The sequence below is a fragment of the Siminovitchia fortis genome (genome assembly GCF_003605365.2).
In the GTDB taxonomy this organism is placed as follows: domain Bacteria; phylum Bacillota; class Bacilli; order Bacillales; family Bacillaceae_C; genus Siminovitchia; species Siminovitchia fortis.
On record NZ_QYTU02000032.1, the window covers coordinates 30307 to 45600 of the forward strand.

Sequence of the window (15294 nt, forward strand, 5' to 3'; positions counted from 1 at the left end):
TATCTCATTGCGGAGTGCTCCAGTTTGTACCTCGCTAAACGGGCGCTTGAGCTTTTCTTACTCCCACTCTTGGAGTTCATGAATTGTTCGTGGTAAAATGAACAATATGTATGGAATTGAGTCGAAAATAGGTGCCTGGGAACATCCTTTCCCTGTTTAAAAGGGAGGAAGCCGGAGGCCTTTGTTACTCAGTTAAATGAAGCAGGTGAGTGTGAATTGAAGCTTTTGGTGAAGGCACCGGCAAAAATCAATCTATCTTTGGACGTGCTGGGAAAGCGGGATGATGGTTATCATGAAGTGGAGATGGTCATGACAACAATCGACCTCGCTGACCGCCTGGAATTGGCCGAAATCAGGGAAGACCGTGTGGCCATCCTTTCCCGAAATCGTTTTGTGCCGGCCGACGAACGGAATCTGGCCTACCAGGCGGCCAAATTATTGAAAGAAAGATACAAAATTGACCAAGGTGTAGAAATTTCTATAAATAAAATTATACCGGTTGCAGCCGGATTGGCGGGAGGCAGCAGTGACGCTGCTGCAACCTTAAGAGGTTTGAACGAACTTTGGGGCCTTGGTTTGACTTTGGATGAGCTTGCCGAACTCGGCGCGGAAATTGGATCGGACGTTTCTTTTTGTGTATACGGAGGAACGGCTTTGGCTAAAGGAAGAGGAGAAAAAGTGACGAAGCTCCCGGCACCCCCGGCCTGCTGGGTGGTCTTGGCCAAGCCTGCCATCGGGGTATCCACCTCCGAAATATACCGTAACCTGGATGTCGGCAGTATACGACACCCGGATACGAAGGGCATGATACAGGCACTTGAAAACAATGATTATGAAGGTGTATGTGAAAACATGGCCAATGCCTTGGAGAGTGTCACCCTTCATATGTATCCGGAAGTCTTGCAAATTAAAAAGCAGATGGAAAGATTCGGAGCTGATTCCGTGCTGATGAGCGGCAGCGGCCCCACCGTATTCGGCCTTGTGCGCCACGATTCCAGATTGCAAAGAATATATAACGGACTTCGCGGATTTTGTGACCAGGTGTTTGCAGTGAGAATGCTGGGGGTGTAAGAAAAGCGCAGGGCGACGTTTAGCGACGTACAGACTGGACGAAACTTTAAAATTTTTTCAGCACATACTTGCCTAAATACGTACAATTGTGTATATTTTCTTTAATAATATTCGCGTTACGTTGCACGGGAGGTTACATAATGAAGTTTCGCCGTAGTGAGCGGCTCGTTGATATGACACATTATTTAATGAATCACCCTCGGGAGCTTGTTTCCTTGACGTGGTTCGCCCAAAGGTACCAGTCTGCCAAATCTTCCATCAGTGAGGACCTAGTGATTATCAATGATATATTTAAGCACCAGGGCATCGGCATGCTGCAGACGGTTCCGGGCGCAGCAGGCGGTGTCAAATACTTTCCGATGGTCCAAAAGGAACAGGCTTCTGAATTTGTGGACAACCTATGCCGTTCCATTGCCGACCCTGATCGTTTATTGCCCGGCGGGTACCTGTACATGGGAGATCTTTTGGGCGACCCGAAAATTTTAAATGAAGTCGGCAGGCATCTGGCTGCAGCGGTGGCCGGCAAAAAAGTGGATGTCATCATGACGGTCGCGACGAAAGGGATCCCGATTGCCCAGGCAGTCTCCTCTTTTTTAAACGTTCCATTTGTGATTGTCAGAAGAGATACAAAAGTGACGGAGGGACCGACGGTGACGATCAACTATGTTTCCGGTTCTTCAAAACGGATCCAGACGATGGTCCTGTCCAAAAGAAGCCTGAAAGAAGGGGCGAATGTCCTGATTGTCGATGATTTCATGAAGGCCGGCGGAACAATTAACGGCATGGTCAATCTATTGGAGGAATTCCAAGCTTCCGTAGCCGGTATTGCTGTATTGGTGGAATCTGAATATGAGGAAGAAAGATTGGTCGAGGATTATATTTCCTTGGTCAAATTAACGGACGTAAACACAAAAGAAAAACAGATCAATGTCGTCCAGGGCAACTACTTTTCTAAAATGACAAATTTTCTATAGAAGGGACCGTTACATATGCGCAAAGTAGAAACGAACAAGGCACCGGCTGCCATCGGGCCGTATTCACAGGGAATCATCGTCAACAATATGTTTTACAGCTCCGGCCAAATTCCATTGACACCAGAGGGTGAACTTGCCGGAAGCAGTGTCGAGGAACAGGCACACCAAGTCTTCCGCAACATCCAAGGGGTATTGGAAGAAGCTGGCGCATCATTGGAGACCGTTGTCAAAACTACTCTATTTATTAAAAATATGGATGATTTCGGTACAATCAACGAGATTTATGCCCAATATTTTTCGGAACATAAGCCGGCACGCTCCTGCGTAGAGGTAGCAAGACTGCCAAAAGATGTTCTCTTAGAGATGGAAGTCATCGCTTTAGTAAAATAATAATGAATCGCCGTAAGAAGGCGGCGATTCTATTTTGATTTTCCAAGCAAGCGCTTTGACAGATTTTTTTTAAAAAGTCTTATGCCGCAAATGACAGCGCTTGCGTTTTTCTAGTAATAGGAAAGATTCTAAAAAATTTCTCTAATTAAGAAGGAGAATACCAAAGTTTGTTGAATACATAGATATAGTATTTATTTAGAGCGAGAAGGTGGTGAACACAATGGAAGTAACTGATGTCAGACTGCGCCGTGTTAATACGGAAGGCAGAATGCGAGCGATTGCCTCAATTACCCTCGATGATGAATTTGTTGTTCACGATATTCGTGTAATTGACGGAAATAATGGGCTCTTCGTGGCTATGCCAAGCAAGCGGACTCCCGATGGAGAATTCAGGGATATCGCCCATCCGATCAATTCGAACACCAGAAACAAAATTCAGGACGTCGTTTTGGCAGAATACCACCGTTTGGGTGAAATAGAAGAACCTGAATTAGAAGAAGCCGGCGCTTCCTAATCATATAAAAAAGCATCAAGAGCCTACCTTTGGAGTATGGCTCTTTTTATTGTGGCCACCTTACAGCGATTAATCTATTCCTCCCTAAATTTTACAAGGTTATTTCCCTTCTCGTTTTCTTGAAAAAAACCGAATTTTAAGCTATATTCATAATGGAAAAAAATTATTGGGGGACCTTTTATGAATAGATTCGCTGTAATATTGGCAGCGGGGCAGGGCACCAGAATGAAGTCCAAGTTATATAAAGTGCTTCATCCGGTTTGCGGTAAACCGATGGTAGAACACGTAGTGGATCATATTTCACAGCTCGAAGTGAACAATATAGTTACGGTTGTGGGATACGGTGCAGAGATGGTTAAAGAGCAGCTGCATGGAAAAAGTGAATTTGTGATTCAGGAAGAGCAGCTGGGAACAGCCCATGCTGTAATGCAGGCGAAGGAAGCGTTAGGCGGCCAAAAAGGAACGACGTTGGTCATCTGCGGAGACACCCCGCTGATTTCAGTAGAAACGATGTCAGCTTTGATGAAACAGCATGAAGAAACTGGAGCAAAAGCGAGTGTTTTGACAGCTCTTGCCAAAGACCCAACCGGTTATGGAAGAATCATCCGGAATGCGAAAGGCGAAGTCGAAAGAATTGTCGAGCATAAGGATGCGAACGAGGAAGAATTGACAGTCAAAGAAATCAATACAGGTACATACTGCTTTGATAATGAAGCCCTGTTTGAGGCCCTTGACAATGTGTCCAATGAAAATGCACAGGGGGAATATTATCTTCCTGATGTGATAGAAATATTAAAGGCGAGAAGAGAGCTTGTGACGGCTTATATGACGGAAGACTTTGAGGAGACTCTCGGAGTCAACGACCGTATCGCGCTTGCTGAAGCTGAAAGAATCATGAGAACCCGCATTAACAGGGAACATATGAAAAATGGCGTAACCATTACCGATCCGGCCAATACGTACATTGATTCAGATGTGATCATTGGAAGTGACACCGTTATTTTGCCTGGAACCGTCATTCAGGGAAAGTCAAAAATAGGTGAAGGCTGCAAAATCGGTCCCAATACTGAAGTGAACAATTGTGAAATTTCTCACAATACTATCGTGCAACAGTCCGTTCTTTCCGACAGCTCCATCGGAAGCAATGTCAAGATTGGCCCATTTGCCCACATCCGTCCTGATTCAGACATACAGGATGAGGTTAAAATAGGAAACTTTGTTGAAATTAAAAAGACCTATTTTGGAAAAGGCAGCAAGGCTTCACATTTAAGTTATATCGGAGATGCAGAAGTAGGCAGAAACGTTAACATCGGCTGCGGCTCGATTACGGTCAATTATGATGGTAAAAATAAATTTTTAACGAAAATAAATGATGATGTATTCGTTGGCTGCAACACAAATCTGGTGGCGCCGGTTACTGTCAAGGAAGGTGCCTATATTGCTGCCGGCTCTACGATTACAGATGATGTTCCGGAATCAGCGCTGGCAATCGCGCGTGCACGCCAAGTAAACAAAGAAAACTATGTAGAAAAGCTAAAATCTAAAAAATAAATGGAGGCTCCTCATGTCGAACCAATATCTTGACCCTACATTAAAAGTTTTTTCTTTAAATTCCAATCGCACCCTATCGGGGGAAATTGCAAAGGAAATCGGGTTAGAGCTCGGAAAATGTACGGTCAGCCAATTCAGCGATGGAGAAATTCAAATTAATATCGAAGAAAGCATCCGCGGCTGTGATGTGTATGTCATCCAATCAACAAGCAAACCGGTAAACAAAAACTTGATGGAGCTTCTCATCATGATTGACGCTTTAAAACGGGCGTCCGCCAAAACGATCAATATTGTCATGCCTTATTATGGCTATGCGCGCCAGGATCGGAAAGCCCGTGCAAGGGAACCGATCACGGCAAAACTTGTTGCCAACTTAATTGAAACAGCCGGCGCAACGCGTGTCATCACACTTGATTTGCATGCTCCGCAAATTCAGGGTTTCTTTGACGTGCCGATTGACCACTTAATGGGTGTTCCAATTTTAGCTGATTATTTCAAAGAAAAAGAAATGGTAGATGGCGATCTTGTGATCGTATCCCCTGACCACGGCGGAGTTACCCGTGCAAGAAGGCTGGCGGACCGTTTGAAAGCCCCGATTGCAATCATCGACAAGCGCCGCCCGCGTCCGAATGTAGCGGAAGTAATGAATATCGTGGGAAATGTAGAAGGGAAAACGGCCATTTTAATAGACGATATCATCGATACTGCCGGTACGATCACTTTGGCAGTCAATGCGCTGAAAGAGGCCGGGGCAAAGGATGTCTATGCCTGCTGTACACATCCAGTCCTTTCCGGACCTGCTATTGATCGCATCCAAAACTCCGAATTGAAAGAACTGATTGTGACAAATTCTATTCCGTTGCCGGAAGAGAAGAAAATCAGCAAGATCAAGGAGCTTTCGGTTGCGTCGCTTATTGGAGAAGCCATTATCAGGATTCATGAAAACAAATCTGTAAGCACTTTGTTTGATTAAAGCGGAAGTCACTCAGCTTTAGATGGCCGGCGCGCCCCGGGCTGATTGGCTTGTGAACTTGAGAACCAGTGCGTAAAATTTAAATAAATTAGAAAATTGATTTTCTTCCCGCCTAGAGGTTTAACTGAATGTATGTTAAGGTATATATATGGATAGTGTACTTTTGACAACATTAGGTTAGGAGAAGGTGCTAAATGGTAAATGTATTAAAGGCAACAGAAAGGACAAGCGATCGACGTTCCCAATTGCGGGAACTGAGGGAGCAGGGAGGTATTCCGGCTATCATTTATGGTTATAAGACGGATAACACTCCCATTTCCATCGACAGCGGCGAATTTATTAAAACGATGCGCGAGGTTGGCCGAAACGGTGTCATCAGCCTCGATGTCGAAGGGAAAAAGCTAAATGTCGTCTTGCATGAATACCAGGAAGACCCGATCAAAAAAGAAGTGATCCATGCCGACTTTTTAGCCGTCGATATGTCTCAGGAGATCGAAGCGAATGTCCGTGTCGAACTATCCGGAGATGCAGAGGGTGTAAGAGACGGAGGGGTACTTCAACAAATCCTCCACGAAGTTGTTGTTACAGCAAAGCCCGATGAAATTCCGGAAGCCATCAGTGTTGATATTTCCGGGCTTGGAATCGGGGAGACGATTTCCATCGGTGAAATCCGCGGAAACTATTCTATCACGATTAACCATGAGGATGATGAAACAATTGCAACAATTCTGGCTCCAAGAGTAGAGGCGGAAGAAGGTACAGAGCCATCAGAAGCCGAGTCAGAAGAAACAGGTGCGGAAGAGGAATAAATCAACGAATACCAGGCGCAGCCAAAGCGGTTGCGCTTTTTCCCCGCTTGAATAAGAAAAGCGGAGGCCGCCTGTTTATCGGCGACAAGCGCTGGAGCTGGACAGCCATTTTTTGAGAAATAAACCATCTGCTGAAAATGTTTGGGGTGTGTTGGATGAAGTTGATAGTTGGACTGGGCAATCCCGGTTCCCGTTATGAAAGAACAAGGCATAACATCGGGTTCGAAGTGATCGATGAGCTGGCTTCCCGTAATGGAGTAAAGTTAAATGAATCCAAGTTTAACGGGCTGTTTGCCAATATTCACAAAAACGGCGAAAAAGCCATATTATTAAAGCCATTGACATATATGAATTTATCAGGGGAAAGTATCCGGCCGTTGGCGGACTATTACAAAATCCCCGCAGAAAATGTACTTGTCATCTATGATGACCTTGATTTGCCGGTCGGTAAAATCAGGCTGAGGCAAAAAGGGAGTGCAGGCGGCCATAACGGCATGAAATCGACCATCCAGCATTTGGGCACATCTGAATTTAACCGGATCAGGATCGGGATTAACCGGCCGCCGGAGGGAATAGCCGTTCCAGATTATGTATTGGCAAGGTTCACCGGCGATGAATGGGACAAAATGCAATCAGTCATTCAAACATGTGCGGATGCATGCGAGGAATGGCTCGAAAAACCTTTTCTTGAAGTCATGAACCGATTTAACTCCAATGGATGAATAACTCCGGGCACAGGCGTTCATACTAAAAAGTAAAAATTGCCTGGCCGAGGAGTGAATGGAATGACTGTCCATTATTTTTGCCGCCATTGTTCGGCAAAATTAGGCACTATAGAAAATCATATAATACAATCCCAACAATTGGGTTTACACAAACTAACGGAAGAAGAGAGACAGGAAATGGTGACATATCAAACGGATGGAGATCTTCATATTCAAGCGATTTGCGAAGACTGCCACGAAGCTTTCTCACGCAACCCCGACTTGCACCAATATGACTATCTGATCCATTAACAGCTTTGGCTTCGACCAAAGCATTTTTCCGTTTGGTCTGAGTCCCATTTTCTGGAAAGAGGAGAAAGTCATGCATGGTTTACGAGATCTGATTTTACAGCAAAGTGAACTGCAGTCAGTGATTGCCGGTGTAAATGAAGGAATCCGGGAACAGCTTGTGGCTGGCCTTTCGGGGTCCGTACGGGCCTTGTTCGTAGCTGCAGCGGCAAAGGAAACGCGTAAATCGCTGATCGTTGTCACACATAATTTGCTTCAAGCACAAAAACTTTATGAAGACCTTTTACAATTGGTGGATGAAGATCAATTGTTTTTATACCCTGCGAATGAATTGATTGCATCCGAGCTTGGTGTAGCAAGCCCGGAGCTCAGGTCACAGCGGATTGAGGCGCTGAATTACATGGTGTCCGGCCGCCGGGGTATTTTTGTCATACCGATGGCCGGGCTTAGAAAAACATTGCCGCCTTCAGACGTATGGAAAAAACTGCAGCTTCATATTGAAACCGGTTCAGAGCTGGACCTTGATAAGCAGCTGCCCCTGCTGGTTCAAATGGGGTATGCCCGGGTGGATATGGTCAGTGCTCCGGGGGAATTCAGTATCCGGGGAGGAATTTTGGATATTTACCCGCTGACTGAAGCTGATCCCATCAGAATTGAACTTTTTGATGTGGAAGTCGATTCCATCCGGACATTTTCAATTGAAGATCAGCGTTCAAAGGAAAAACTGGCGCATGTGCTTATTGGGCCTGCAACAGAATCCCCCGTTGATGCAGGTGGACTTTCCCATGCAGCGGATAAGCTCGAAAAAAGCCTTGGCAGCTCGTTAAAAAAGATAAAAAAAGACTTAACAAAAGAGCAGTTGATGCAAAATATCGGCGCCGACATCGAGCAGATGCGAAACGGCCAAAAGCCCGAACAATTTTTCAAATATATGAAATTGGCCTATGATCCGGCTGAAAGTTTGCTAGACTATGTTTCTCGCGACTCCCTTTTAATATTGGATGAATTGAGCCGGATCCAGGAAATGAATGAACGTCTCGAAAAGGAAGAGGCGGAGTGGTTCACGTCTGTCCTTGAACATGGAGAGGTTACCCATGACCTGGAAATTGCTCACTCCTTGAACGGGCTGTTGGCGGATACTTCATTGCCAAGGATTTATTTATCGTTGTTTTTGCGGCATATTCCAAATACAAGCCCCCAAAACATCGCAAATGTTCCATGCAAGTTGATGCAAAATTTTCATGGACAGATGCATTTGCTTGCATCAGAGGTGGAACGATGGAGAAAAAATGGCATGTCGGTCATTTTTCTTGCCCCGGATGAAGAGCGCAGCCAAAAAATGCAGTCTGTTTTGCGCGACTATGGGGTGGAAGCCGCCATTGCAGATGACCCGGGGAAGTTTGCCGGTACTCAAATTGTCAATGGCGCCTTGAACACGGGATTTGAACTTCCGTCATTGAAATTGGCAGTGGTGACTGAGGAAGAGGTTTTCAATAAGAAAACAAGAAAAATGAAACGCCGGCAAAAGCTTTCCAATGCGGAGCGGATCAAAAGCTATTCCGAATTGAACCCCGGTGATTACGTAGTCCATGTCAATCATGGAATCGGCAAGTATTTAGGTATTGAAACTTTGGAAATCAAGGGAGTCCATAAGGATTATCTGCATATTTCCTACCAGGGGAACGATACTTTGTACGTACCGGTTGACCAGATTGATCTTGTCCAGAAATACGTCGGTTCTGAAGGCAAGGAACCGAAAATGTATAAGCTGGGCGGAAATGACTGGAAGCGGGTTAAGAAAAGAGTGGAATCGTCGGTCAAAGATATTGCCGACGAACTGATAAAGCTGTACGCCGAACGTGAAGCGACAAAAGGGTATGCTTTTTCCCCGGACAGCGATATGCAGCGGGAGTTTGAATTATCTTTCCCTTATCAGGAAACAGAAGACCAGCTTAGGTCGATTGCGGAAATCAAACGCGATATGGAGAGGGAACGCCCGATGGATCGGCTGCTTTGCGGAGATGTCGGCTACGGAAAAACGGAAGTCGCCATCCGTGCGGCTTTCAAAGCGATCATGGATGGAAAACAGGTGGCCATTCTGGTCCCGACCACCATTCTTGCCCAGCAGCATTTTGAAACAATAAAAGAAAGATTTAACGGCTATCCCATCAATATCAGTCTGCTCAGCCGATTCAGGACAAAGAAAGAACAGACAGAAACTGCCAAAGGTTTGAAAAATGGGACAGTAGACCTTGTGATCGGTACCCATCGCCTTTTGTCAAAAGATATTAAATTTGCAGATCTCGGTCTGCTTATCGTTGATGAAGAACAGCGCTTTGGCGTCTCCCATAAGGAAAAAATCAAGCAGCTGAAAACGAATGTGGACGTGCTGACTTTGACGGCAACCCCTATACCGCGGACGCTTCATATGTCCATGCTTGGAGTACGGGATCTGTCCGTCATTGAAACCCCTCCGGAAAACCGCTTTCCTGTCCAGACATATGTGATGGAATATAACGGGACATTTGTAAAAGAAGCGATTGAACGAGAGTTGGCCCGCGATGGACAGGTGTACTTCCTATATAACCGCGTAGAAGACATTGAAAGGAAAGCGGAGGAGATTTCCATGCTTGTCCCTGATGCACGTGTTGCCTATGCTCATGGACAAATGGGAGAATCGGAGCTCGAAGCCGTCATTTTGAGCTTTTTGGATGGTGAATTTGATGTGCTGGTAACGACAACGATCATTGAAACAGGCGTTGATATACCAAGTGTCAACACATTGATCGTTTATGATGCAGACCGCATGGGGCTTTCCCAGCTGTATCAGCTCAGGGGACGGGTCGGCCGTTCCAACCGCGTGGCCTATGCCTATTTTACGTACCGGAAAGATAAGGTTTTGACTGAAATTGCGGAAAAAAGGCTTCAGGCGATCAAAGAATTTACCGAGCTCGGCTCAGGTTTTAAAATTGCGATGCGGGATTTATCCATCCGGGGCGCCGGTAATCTGCTTGGAGCCCAGCAGCACGGATTCATTGATTCTGTAGGATTTGATTTGTATTCTCAAATGTTGAAAGAGGCAATCGAAGAGCGCAGGGGAGGCGCTCCTTCCGATATGGCTCCGTCCTTTGAGGTGGAATTGGATTTGGATGCCTATATACCGGATGCCTATATTTCCGACAGTCAGCAGAAAATTGAAATGTATAAGCGATTCCGCAATATAGATTCATTGGAAGAAGCGGAGGAGCTCAAGGAAGAAATGATCGACCGCTTCGGCGATTACCCGGAGCAGGTGGGCTACTTGTTCACAGTTGCGGAAATGAAAATATACGCCCGGTCCATCAAGCTCGAATTGATCAAACAGTCCAAAGGAGAAATTGCCATATACTTTTCGGAGGAAGGCACGAATGAGATTGATGGAAGGAAAGTATTCCAGGTGACAAACCGCCATGGAAGGATTGTGGGTCTTGGCATGGAAGGCAGCCAATTGAAAATAACCCTGCAAATCAGCAGGCTTTCGACGGATGAATGGCTGTCCATTGTAACAGATATCATTAAAGAATTAAATACGGCCAAGAAAGAGCAAGCGCCCGTTTAAGGGCAGCGGGCAATTGATTGGGTGCAAGTTGCCGCCCGCCTGAAAAAGCCGATTCCAAAGCCGGACACTCATTTCATCAGAAAAAACTAAAAAAGAAATTTGATCCAAAAATGAACAGTTTATGTATAGAACCTATTTTTTTGAAAGATACTATTTCCAACAACCTCAGGCAATGTATTGAATAAAAGGTTTTTGCAGGAAAATGAAAAAGAGGACTGCCCTATGAAGGGCAGCCTCAAGTTCAAATGGATTTTCCGGAAATCATCTGATGAAAGAGAGGCAACTTTGTGATGAAGGCAACAGGAATAGTTCGTCGTATTGATGATCTGGGAAGAGTAGTGATACCGAAAGAAATTCGAAGGACGCTCAGGATCCGGGAAGGAGACCCGCTCGAAATTTTTGTAGACCGGGAAGGCGAAGTCATACTTAAAAAATACTCCCCGATTAATGAATTGGGTGATTTTGCAAAAGAATATGGCGAAGCACTATTTGACAGTCTCGGCAGCTCCGTCCTGATTTGTGACAGAGATGCAGTTATAGCCGTAGCCGGCAGCTCGAAGAAGGATTATATGAATAAAAATAACAGCGAAATGATTGAGCAGGCTATGTCCAACCGGCTGTCCAAGCTGGAAACGACCGCCGGCACACTGGAACTTGTGGAGGGTGTTGAGGAAGAGATTGCCTCTTATGCGCTTGCCCCTATCATTGCAAACGGTGACCCGATCGGCGCGGTTGTTATTTTTTCCAAAGATAAGACCATCGGGGAAGTTGAGCAAAAATCGGCAGAAACCGCAGCAAGCTTTTTGGCAAGACAAATGGAATCCTGAATTAATATCTTTATAGCAAGGAACGGGCTTGGCTTCTGCCGGGCCCGATTTCATTTTGTATAGAAAATGCAATTGATTTGGCTCCTGATTCTTGACTTTCTTCTTATGTGATATAATGGCTACCGGATGAAATTATTGAAGAAAGGCGAGGGAGAGCTTGCCGGATGATTCAAGGCAATTGATGAAAGGCGCTGTCATTTTGACATTGGCCGCCTTCATCATTAAGATTCTAAGCGCGGTATATCGTGTTCCTTTTCAAAATATTGTAGGCGATACAGGTTTTTACATATATCAGCAGGTATATCCGTTGTATGGCATCGCTTCTGTCCTGGCGGTTTCCGGTTTTCCGGTTGTCATTTCGAGGTTTGTAGCAAAAAATGCCGCCGAAAAAAGAGAAAACCAAGAGGATTTGCAGCGGGTTTTGCAAACAATATTTGTTGTACTGCTTATTGTCGGGGTAAGCCTGTTCCTGTTTGTGTTTTTCGGTGCCAATTCCATTGCCGGCTGGATGGGTGACCCTTTGCTGGCACCTGTTGTCCAGGTGGTCGCCTTTCCGTTTTTGCTTCTTCCGTTCCTTTCTCTTTGGAGGGGTGTCTTCCAGGGTTACGGGAATATGGCCCCGACAGCGGCCAGCCAGGTAACGGAGCAGTTCGTCAGGGTGGCTGCCATTTTGGCTATCTCCTATTTTCTTGTCCGTGAAGGTTTTTCTCTTTATGATACGGGACGGGGAGCCTGGACAGGAGCAGTCCTTGGCGGTTTGGCGGGCCTTATCATACTGGGTGTTTATACACGTAAAACAGGATTGCATCTATTTGCATTTCAACGGGTCTCCATCCGGGAATTGCTGTCTGTAGGGAAAATAGTGGTTATCCATGGGACAGCCATTTGCTTCAGCGGACTTCTATTAATTTTGTTCCAATTGGTCGATTCGTTGAACTTGTACTCACTTCTTGTTCAAGCAGGCTGGCAAATGGAAGAAGCGAAGTCACTGAAGGGAATTTTCGACCGGGGACAGCCGCTGATCCAGCTTGGGACAGTGGCGGCGACATCGATATCCCTTGCGCTTGTTCCGGCAGTAACGGCAGCCTGGACGAAAGGGAGCGCAGACATGCTCCAGAAGAAAGTGAACACTTCATTGAAGGTAAGCCTGGCTGTCGGACTGGGGGCAGCAGCAGGGCTTATGAACATCATCAAGCCGACCAACATCATGTTGTTTAAAAATGCAGATGGTTCCGGTGTTCTGGCTGTTCTGGCGGCGGCTATTTTTTTTGCGTCGGTCGTTATCACTTTTTCGGGAATCTTACAGGGGATCGGCCAGATGATGGCTCCGGCTAAATATATATTACTGGGTACCGTTTGCAAGTATATAGGAAACCTTATCCTCGTTCCTGTTTTTGGATTGGCGGGTGCCGCCTGGGCGACAGTCATCGGCTTAGCAGCAGTCTGTCTGATGATTACATGGAAATTAAAAAGCTTTTTTTCCATTCGGCCCGTACTTCGGGCTTCACTTGTCCGCCTTTCTTTGGCGGCTGTTGTCATGACCATTGCTTTGCAGGGGTGGCTGTATATTTTTGACCATATCGGCATGCAGGGACGTCTTTTCAATACTGCTGCAGCGTTGACAGGAGTTGTCATTGGAGGCCTCGCCTATCTTGCAGTCATCATGCGAATGAACTTGTTTACGGAAGAAGAAATCAGCCACGTTCCATATTATTCGAAGCTAAAAAGGTTCAAAACCGTAAGAAAAGAAAGGAGGCAAAAGTGATGAACAACATTCGGGTTGCGGGACTTGGTGCGGGTGATCTTAACCAGCTTCCCCTTGGCATCTATAAACTTTTAAAAGAGACCGATCATTTATTTTTGCGGACTAAAGAGCATCCGGTCATCAAACAATTGGAAAAGGAAGGGATTTCCTGCCAATCCTTTGATGATATATATGAAAAGCATGATCAATTCGAGGCTGTATATGAAGAAATTACGGAGTTGCTGCTTGAGGAGGCATCGAAAAGAGATATTGTCTATGCGGTGCCGGGGCATCCGCTGATCGCTGAAAAAACGGTCCAGCTCTTGTTGGACAGAAGTGATGCACGCGGAATTAGCGTAACGGTGGAAGGGGGGCAAAGCTTTTTAGATGCTTTGTTCACTGCCGTCCGGGTAGATCCGATTGATGGTTTTCAGCTGCTTGACGGGACAATGATGAAGCGGGAGGATATACAAATCTCACAGCACGTCATCATTGCGCAGGTATATGACCAAATGGTCGCGTCAGATGTTAAGCTCACATTGATGGAAAAATACCCGGACGATTATGAAATCACCGTTGTGACAGCGGCAGGAAGCTCTGATGAGAAGATCAGGACGATTCCATTGTTCGAATTGGACAGGCAGCCTTTTTTGGATAATTTAACAAGTGTGTATGTTCCTCCGGTTACATCAAGGGAGCTTTCTTTAAAAGAATTTTCAACATTGAGGGGGATAATTGCCGATTTGCGCGGCCCGGAAGGCTGTCCTTGGGACAAAAAGCAGACGCATTTTTCTTTGAAAAAATATTTGATTGAAGAATCGTATGAGCTGCTTGATGCCATTGACCGCGATGACATTAACGACATGATCGAAGAGCTCGGGGATGTGCTGCTGCAGGTAATGCTTCATGCGCAGATCGGCGAGGATGACGGGATGTTTTCCATTGAAGATGTTCTTCAAGGCATTTCGGAAAAAATGATCCGCAGACATCCTCATGTGTTTGGAGAAACAAAAGCGGAAAATGCGGATGAAGTCGTTGCCAACTGGGAACAGATCAAAGCGGAGGAGAAGGGGAAACCAATAAACAGCGGCTCTCTCCTTGACCAGATCGAAAAGGGCCTCCCGGCTTTGCTGCGCGCCTATGAAGTCCAAAAGGCTGCGGCAAAGGTGGGTTTTGACTGGGGCAATGCGGCAGAAGCCATGGAAAAAGTAAAGGAAGAAACAAAGGAATTTGAGGAAGAGCTGGCGAAAGTAGAAAAGAAGAGCCAATTGGAGGAAATGGGGGACCTGCTTTTTGCGGTTGTCAATGTGGCCCGTCTCGCTAAAATCCATCCTGAAGAGGCATTGCAGGCGGCCAATGAAAAGTTTTACAGACGGTTCGCTTTCATAGAGGAAAAAGTAAAGGAAAGCGGGCTGCCATTTGCCGATTTTTCGCTGGAGGAATTGGACAAGTATTGGAATGAAGCAAAAAAACAAGGGAAATAGAGGGTGAAAAATGGCAACGATGCGGCTGGATAAATTTTTAAAAGTGTCACGGCTGATCAAAAGACGCCCCCTTGCCAAAGAAGTTGCGGACAAGGGGAGGATCTCAATCAACGGCCAGCAGGCGAAGGCAAGCTCCAATGTGAAGGTCGGTGACGAGCTGTCCATTCGTTTCGGGCAGAAGATTGTCACGGTCAAGGTGGAAGAATTGCAAGATTCCACGAAAAAGGAAGATGCGGCCAACATGTACCGTCTGTTGAAGGAAGAGCGTGTAGAGGAAGAATAACGAAGTGGATCGGGTGCGGATAATAAAGCACCCGATTTTTTAATGGTTTAGAAAACCCCTGGC

General features: G+C 45.8%; 14 protein-coding genes. All 14 read left to right on the forward strand.

Annotated elements, in window-relative coordinates; translation table 11 throughout:
- Nucleotides 1-216 precede the first annotated feature (216 nt).
- Complete coding sequence (ispE, locus tag D4N35_RS13345; protein WP_120074468.1) at nt 217-1071, forward strand: 4-(cytidine 5'-diphospho)-2-C-methyl-D-erythritol kinase; 855 nt, start codon at nt 217-219, stop codon at nt 1069-1071.
- Nucleotides 1072-1211: 140 nt separating this feature from the next.
- On the forward strand, nt 1212-2045 hold the full coding sequence (gene purR / locus D4N35_RS13350; protein ID WP_120074470.1) for a pur operon repressor: 834 nt from the start codon (nt 1212-1214) through the stop codon (nt 2043-2045).
- Between the two features lie 15 nt (nt 2046-2060).
- A complete protein-coding gene (locus tag D4N35_RS13355) occupies nt 2061-2435 on the forward strand; it encodes a RidA family protein (RefSeq protein WP_120074472.1) in 375 nt (124 codons plus the stop codon).
- 220 nt (nt 2436-2655) lie between these two features.
- Complete coding sequence (gene spoVG, locus D4N35_RS13360; RefSeq protein ID WP_018708548.1) at nt 2656-2949, forward strand: septation regulator SpoVG; 294 nt, start codon at nt 2656-2658, stop codon at nt 2947-2949.
- Nucleotides 2950-3129: 180 nt separating this feature from the next.
- Nucleotides 3130-4500 (forward strand): bifunctional UDP-N-acetylglucosamine diphosphorylase/glucosamine-1-phosphate N-acetyltransferase GlmU, encoded by a 1371-nt coding sequence (gene glmU, locus D4N35_RS13365; protein ID WP_120074474.1) that lies wholly within the window; start codon nt 3130-3132, stop codon nt 4498-4500.
- A 13-nt stretch (nt 4501-4513) separates the two neighbouring features.
- On the forward strand, nt 4514-5473 hold the full coding sequence (locus tag D4N35_RS13370) for a ribose-phosphate diphosphokinase (RefSeq protein ID WP_120074476.1): 960 nt from the start codon (nt 4514-4516) through the stop codon (nt 5471-5473).
- A gap of 194 nt (nt 5474-5667) precedes the next feature.
- Nucleotides 5668-6282 (forward strand): 50S ribosomal protein L25/general stress protein Ctc, encoded by a 615-nt coding sequence (locus D4N35_RS13375; protein ID WP_120074479.1) that lies wholly within the window; start codon nt 5668-5670, stop codon nt 6280-6282.
- A gap of 155 nt (nt 6283-6437) precedes the next feature.
- Complete coding sequence (gene pth / locus D4N35_RS13380; protein WP_120074482.1) at nt 6438-7004, forward strand: aminoacyl-tRNA hydrolase; 567 nt, start codon at nt 6438-6440, stop codon at nt 7002-7004.
- 63 nt (nt 7005-7067) lie between these two features.
- Nucleotides 7068-7298 carry an anti-sigma-F factor Fin gene (fin, locus tag D4N35_RS13385; RefSeq protein WP_120074484.1) on the forward strand — a complete coding sequence of 77 codons (231 nt, stop codon included), beginning with the start codon at nt 7068-7070 and terminating at the stop codon, nt 7296-7298.
- Nucleotides 7299-7368: 70 nt separating this feature from the next.
- Nucleotides 7369-10893, forward strand: coding sequence for a transcription-repair coupling factor (gene mfd, locus D4N35_RS13390; RefSeq protein WP_120074486.1), 3525 nt, complete (start codon nt 7369-7371; stop codon nt 10891-10893).
- A gap of 290 nt (nt 10894-11183) precedes the next feature.
- Nucleotides 11184-11720 (forward strand): stage V sporulation protein T, encoded by a 537-nt coding sequence (spoVT, locus tag D4N35_RS13395; protein ID WP_120074488.1) that lies wholly within the window; start codon nt 11184-11186, stop codon nt 11718-11720.
- Between the two features lie 157 nt (nt 11721-11877).
- Nucleotides 11878-13485 carry a putative polysaccharide biosynthesis protein gene (locus D4N35_RS13400; protein WP_120074490.1) on the forward strand — a complete coding sequence of 536 codons (1608 nt, stop codon included), beginning with the start codon at nt 11878-11880 and terminating at the stop codon, nt 13483-13485.
- Nucleotides 13482-14948 (forward strand): bifunctional methyltransferase/pyrophosphohydrolase YabN, encoded by a 1467-nt coding sequence (gene yabN, locus D4N35_RS13405; protein ID WP_208646305.1) that lies wholly within the window; start codon nt 13482-13484, stop codon nt 14946-14948. The genes D4N35_RS13400 and yabN overlap by 4 nt, the downstream gene beginning before the upstream one ends.
- 19 nt (nt 14949-14967) lie before the next feature.
- Nucleotides 14968-15231 carry an RNA-binding S4 domain-containing protein gene (locus D4N35_RS13410; RefSeq protein ID WP_120074496.1) on the forward strand — a complete coding sequence of 88 codons (264 nt, stop codon included), beginning with the start codon at nt 14968-14970 and terminating at the stop codon, nt 15229-15231.
- Nucleotides 15232-15294: the final 63 nt, after the last annotated feature.